The sequence below is a fragment of the uncultured Proteiniphilum sp. genome (genome assembly GCF_937873925.1).
In the GTDB taxonomy this organism is placed as follows: Bacteria; Bacteroidota; Bacteroidia; order Bacteroidales; family Dysgonomonadaceae; genus Proteiniphilum.
The window spans coordinates 1-5,373 of record NZ_CALNAT010000012.1; the positions used below are offsets into that span (position 1 = coordinate 1).

Below are 5,373 nucleotides of genomic sequence, written 5' to 3' on the forward strand. Positions count from 1 at the left end.
AAGAATAATTATAAAGAAGTATACAAAACCGAAGATTGACTGAAACGCAGATTAACTCGAATCCCCGCACAGTAAATAAACGGAAGAGCCGTCTTTCTAATCTGCAGGAATTTGTGTTAATTTGCGTTTTATTGAACTCATTCATTTCTTATATATCAAAGTAAATGTCGACAAAAACCCTGTATATCATTATCTTTACTATATTTGCGTCAACCTCTGTGGCGCAAAATAGGATGCTGAAGAAATTTCCCGAAGGTTACACTCCGGAAGAGGTAGGAATCAAGGTTGCCAACCGCTTCTTATCCGGTAAACACATGCTACATGGTGGCAAATGGATACATTATGCCGAAGTATGTACCTGGTACGGAGCAGTGCGTTTTGCCAGCGAAAGCAAGAACAAAGAGTTATCCAGGCAGTTACAAGAGCGTTTTGACTATCTGTGTACAGCAGAAAGAGATCTCCTGCCCATCAAAAATCATGTCGATTTGAACATGTTCGGATGTCTTCCTCTGGAATTCTATCTGATAACAAAAAAGATGCAATACCTGGATTTGGGAATTTCTTATGCCGACACACAATGGGAACTACCTGTAGAAGCCTCAGCCGAAGAAAAAAGGTGGGCCGACAAAGGACTTAGCTGGCAAACCCGCTTGTGGATAGATGATATGTATATGATAACCATCTTGCAATCGCAAGCCTACAGAGCAACGGGCAACCGGAAATACATCGACCGGACTGCACGTTCAATGGCCGTCTACCTGGACGAACTACAACGTCCTAACGGGCTGTTTTATCATGCCCCGGATGTTCCTTTCCTTTGGGGAAGAGGCAATGGATGGATGGCAGTAGGTATGGCAGAACTTTTGAAAGTATTACCCAAAGACAACCCGGATCGTCCGCGTATCCTACAGGGGTATCTCGATATGATGAAAAGTTTAAAACAATATCAGGCAGAAAATGGTATGTGGAACCAGTTGATAGACGCTCCCGATTGCTGGAACGAGACTTCCGGAACGGCGATGTTTACCTACGCCATGATCACAGGCGTAAAGCAAGGCTGGCTGAAAGCCCGGGAATATGCTCCTGCAGTCCGTAAAGCATGGCTATCCCTGGTATCTTATATCAATGAAGCCGGAGACGTAACAGAGGTATGTTCGGGCACCAATAAGAGAAATAACCGGCAATACTATTATGACCGCCCCAAAAAAACAGGAGATTATCATGGACAGGCACCCGTACTGTGGTGCGCTTTCGCATTAATGGAAAACAAATAAATAGGTATGAAATTATATTTAAGTTTATTATGTACACTACTGCTATCCGGCTGTTCTATGACGCGGAATGAGAAATATGCAGACTACGTTAACCCCGTCATTGGTACAGACATACAAAGACATGCACGAGGTGACAAAGCACCCTCAGAGGAGAAAGGACAAACCATGCCGGCAGTCGGTGTACCCAACGGAATGACCAACTGGGTACCACAAACACTGGAAGGAGAGCATAAATGCAATCCCCCTTATTATTATTACCACGACGAAATACAAGGATTCCGTGCCAGCCATTGGATCAGTGGCTCATGCACACAAGATTATGGCAGCGTAACAATAATGCCTGTCACCGGTGAATTAAAAACAAATGCCAGAGAGCGCGCTTCCCAATTTAGCCATGATGAAGAAACGGCAAAGCCTTACTATTATCAGGTAATGCTGAAAGATTACCTGATTCATGCCGAACTTACAGGTTTGTCTCACGCAGGAATCATGCGTTTTAGTTTTCAATCGGATAAAGATCGTTATATCATTATAGAACCCAATAGTGACAAGCAACAGGGGTATTTAAAAATTGATACAAAGAGCAGGGAAGTAACAGGCTATAATCCCGCCTACAGAATCTATCAGGGAAGTGGAAAGAGTGCCGGATTCAGCGGATATTTCGTCATCCGGTTTGAAGAAGACTTCGACTCCTTCGGAACATGGAAAGACAATGAAATTACAACGGGAGAAACAGAAATAAAAGGGAACAAAAACAGGGTAGGGGCCTGGATTAAACTCGCTCCTGAAAAAGGGAACAGCATACAGGTAAAAGTAGGTACCTCTTTCACCAGTATTGAAAATGCCCGTAAAAATCTGGAAGCAGAGATTCCCGGATGGAACTTCGAGAAAGTAAAGAAACAGTCGGCAGCTAATTGGGAGAAAGCACTGAGCCAGATAGCTGTAAAGAGTAGCGATGAGAAGAAAAAGACTCAATTTTATACCGCTCTTTACAATGCCCGTATGCTGCCCCGCACTTTCAGCGATGTGGAAGGTTATTATCCCGGTTTCTCCGAAAATTACACCATCCATCAAGCCAAAGATTTCACCTATTATTGCGATTTCTCCATGTGGGATATCTACAGAGCCGTATTACCCCTCTACTCCATTCTTAACCCGTCCCTCACAGGAGATTTTTCTAAATCTTTCATTGTAAAAGGGCAACAAGGCGGGTGGCTGCCTATCTTTCCGCTATGGAATAATTATACGGCAGCAATGATCGGCGATCACGGAATAGCCATGATGGGGGATGCCATCCTGAAAGAGGTTCCGGGATTCGACTATGAGGAAGCCTACCGGCTTATGCGCAAAAATGCATTTGAAGTCAATACAGACCGGAAAAGTTATGTAGAAGGTAAAGGACGCCGGGGGCTGGAATCCTATCTTCAATACAACTATATCCCATTGGAAGACAATGTATGGGATGCATTCCATAAGAGAGAACAAGTATCCAGAACACTGGAATATGCCTATGATGACTTCGTTCTGGCACAAGTAGCCAGGAAATTAGGAAAAACAGATGACTACAGAACATTGGTAAAAAGGGCCATGAACTATAAAAACGTGATCGATCCGGAAACCGGCTATGCACGCGGACGTTATGCAAACGGAGAATGGATCGAACCTTTTGAGTTCGATAAATTTGTAGATTATATATGCGAAGGAACACCTTACCATTACACATGGTATGTTCCCCATGATGTAAACGGACTGATGAAACATATCGGCAAAGAACGTTTCCGGACACGTCTCGACACTTTCTTTGAAAAAGATTACTACTGGCACGGCAATGAACCGGGACATCATATTCCCTACCTTTTTGCTTTAGCTGGTGAAGCCTGGAAAACTCAGAAATGGGTACACAACATATTGAATAGAGAATATTATCCTAAGCCCGATGGGCTGAGCGGTAACGACGATGCCGGACAAATGTCCGCATGGTTAGTGTTCAGTATGGTTGGATTTTATCCGGTATGTCCCGGTATGCCTTATTACGTCATTGGCAGTCCGGGCTTTGAAGAGAGTATCATCACGCTGGAGAATGGAAAAAAATTCAAGGTAGAGGCCAAAGGATATACAGAGGAAAACATCTATATCCAGTCGGCAACCTTGAACGGACAGCCTTACAACAAATGCTATATCCTGCATGAAGACATACTGAAAGGGGGTACTCTATCTTTCGTCATGGGAAATACTCCCAACAAGCAATGGGCATCCGGTGCCGATGCAATGCCTTACGTTACAACAGAATAAGACACAATTAATATAAATACAAATCAAAATTATGAAGAAGTGGATATTAGGAGGGATAGGGCTCTGTATGTTTCTGCCTATCCTGGCACAACAAATTCAAAAAGAGGGATATCTGGTAATGGACATGGTACATCACAACCCCGGGGATGCCATGACACAGAGCGTTTTCCGCAAGCCGGAGAAGTTAGCCTCTTTTGGTATGAATGGCATGGTTATCAATGAGTTTAAATTCCCGCAATGTGCCGTCAGTTTCTCAAAATTCGACAAGCGTATTTTCCCGAAAGGATCAGAAGAAAAAGCATGGATCGAAACACTGACAAAAGAAATCAGAACACAGATCAAAGCGTGTCACGAGAACGGTTTACAAGCGTTCTATTTCACTGATATCATTGTATTACCCCAAAAGTTAGTTGAGCTCTATAAAGACGAGATTTGTGACGAGGATGGAAAAATATCTTTCGAGAAACCCAAAACCTGGGAGATTCACCGGATCATGCTGAAAGAATTATTCGAGCGTTTCCCGGAGATGGACGGATTGGTGATCCGTACCGGAGAGACTTATACCCACAACATTCCGTATCACATAGGAAACGGCCCGGTAGACTATAAAAACAGATATGATAAAAGTATTGAGATACATGCCCGGCTAATGAATCTGCTCAGAGAAGAGGTATGTGTAAAAAGAAATAAGAAGATTATATACCGTACGTGGGATTTTGGTTTCTTCCATGTCCGCCCGGATTATTACTTAGCCGTTACCGAGCAAGTAGAACCACATCCCAATCTCTATATGGCTATCAAGCACACCAATGGAGACTATTTCCGGACTTTCCATTTCAACAAAACGATCACACTGGGCAAGCACAAACAAGTAGTGGAGGTACAATGCCAGCGTGAGTATGAAGGAAAAGGAGCTTATCCGAACTATGTGGCAAATGCCGTAATCAATGGCTTTGAAGAGACAAAGCAGGATGCTTCTCCCCGTTGCCTGAACGATGTGAAAGATAATCCATTGTTCTATGGCGTATGGACCTGGTCGAGAGGTGGAGGCTGGTACGGTCCTTACATCTCCAATGAACTTTGGTGTGATCTCAATACCTACGTGATGAGCCAATGGGCCCTGAATCCTAACCGTACAGAAGAAGATATTTTCAATGAATATGCACTGAAAATTGGCATATCCCAAGAGACTCTCCCATTCTTCCGCCGTCTGTGTATGCTGACCCCCGATGCTATTATCCGGGGAAGAGGTTCACTCCTGCACTCCGTCAATGTGACCTGGACACGCGACCATTATTTAGGAGGAATCAACCAGCTAAAGAGAATCTTCGATGAAATCTTAAAGAAAAACATAGTCGACGAGTCATTGTACGAAATGAAACTTTCCGTAGCACTCTGGGAGGATATAGTAGAATTATCCGAAAAGATACAATGTAACGACAAAGCCATCGAACAGTATATCAAAACCTCTTCTCTATATGGACTCTGGCTTCACAGAATTATGGAACAAGGCTGGATTGTCATGCTTAAAGGATATCAGGGTGACCAAACAGGTGTATATGATAAAACAGCAATTAAACTCGCACTCGAAAAATACGATCACTCATGGAATGAGTATCGCCAACTGAAAGAAAATAACGGGGATTGCGCCACACTCTATTATGATCAATACGTTAAATTCAATGTGGGTGGTGATCGTACTAAAATCGGATTTGTAGATGGTATGGGAGCAACCGTTAACAAGTATCGCGCAATGATAGAATAACAGAGATTCAAATTAACATTATTAACAGAGTCTCTTAACTAC

Annotated in this window: 3 protein-coding genes; all 3 read left to right on the forward strand. The window is 43.2% G+C overall.

The window, feature by feature from the left end; genetic code table 11:
* The first annotated feature begins 233 nt into the window (after nt 1-233).
* Genes Q0502_RS00960 through Q0502_RS00970 form a run of 3 tightly spaced genes read left to right on the forward strand, consistent with a single transcriptional unit; the run spans nt 234 to nt 5,331 of the window.
* Nucleotides 234-1,274 carry a glycoside hydrolase family 88 protein gene (locus Q0502_RS00960; RefSeq protein WP_366521720.1) on the forward strand — a complete coding sequence of 347 codons (1,041 nt, stop codon included), beginning with the start codon at nt 234-236 and terminating at the stop codon, nt 1,272-1,274.
* Between the two features lie 6 nt (nt 1,275-1,280).
* Nucleotides 1,281-3,566, forward strand: coding sequence for a GH92 family glycosyl hydrolase (locus Q0502_RS00965; protein WP_298646083.1), 2,286 nt, complete (start codon nt 1,281-1,283; stop codon nt 3,564-3,566).
* 31 nt (nt 3,567-3,597) lie between these two features.
* Nucleotides 3,598-5,331 (forward strand): hypothetical protein, encoded by a 1,734-nt coding sequence (locus Q0502_RS00970; protein WP_298646087.1) that lies wholly within the window; start codon nt 3,598-3,600, stop codon nt 5,329-5,331.
* Nucleotides 5,332-5,373: the final 42 nt, after the last annotated feature.

Coding starts and splice junctions, on each gene's coding strand:
- Q0502_RS00960 (WP_366521720.1), top strand. CDS start 234: ATGCTGAAGAAATTTCCCGAAGGTTACACTCCGGAAGAGGTAGGAATC.
- Q0502_RS00965 (WP_298646083.1), top strand. CDS start 1,281: ATGAAATTATATTTAAGTTTATTATGTACACTACTGCTATCCGGCTGT.
- Q0502_RS00970 (WP_298646087.1), top strand. CDS start 3,598: ATGAAGAAGTGGATATTAGGAGGGATAGGGCTCTGTATGTTTCTGCCT.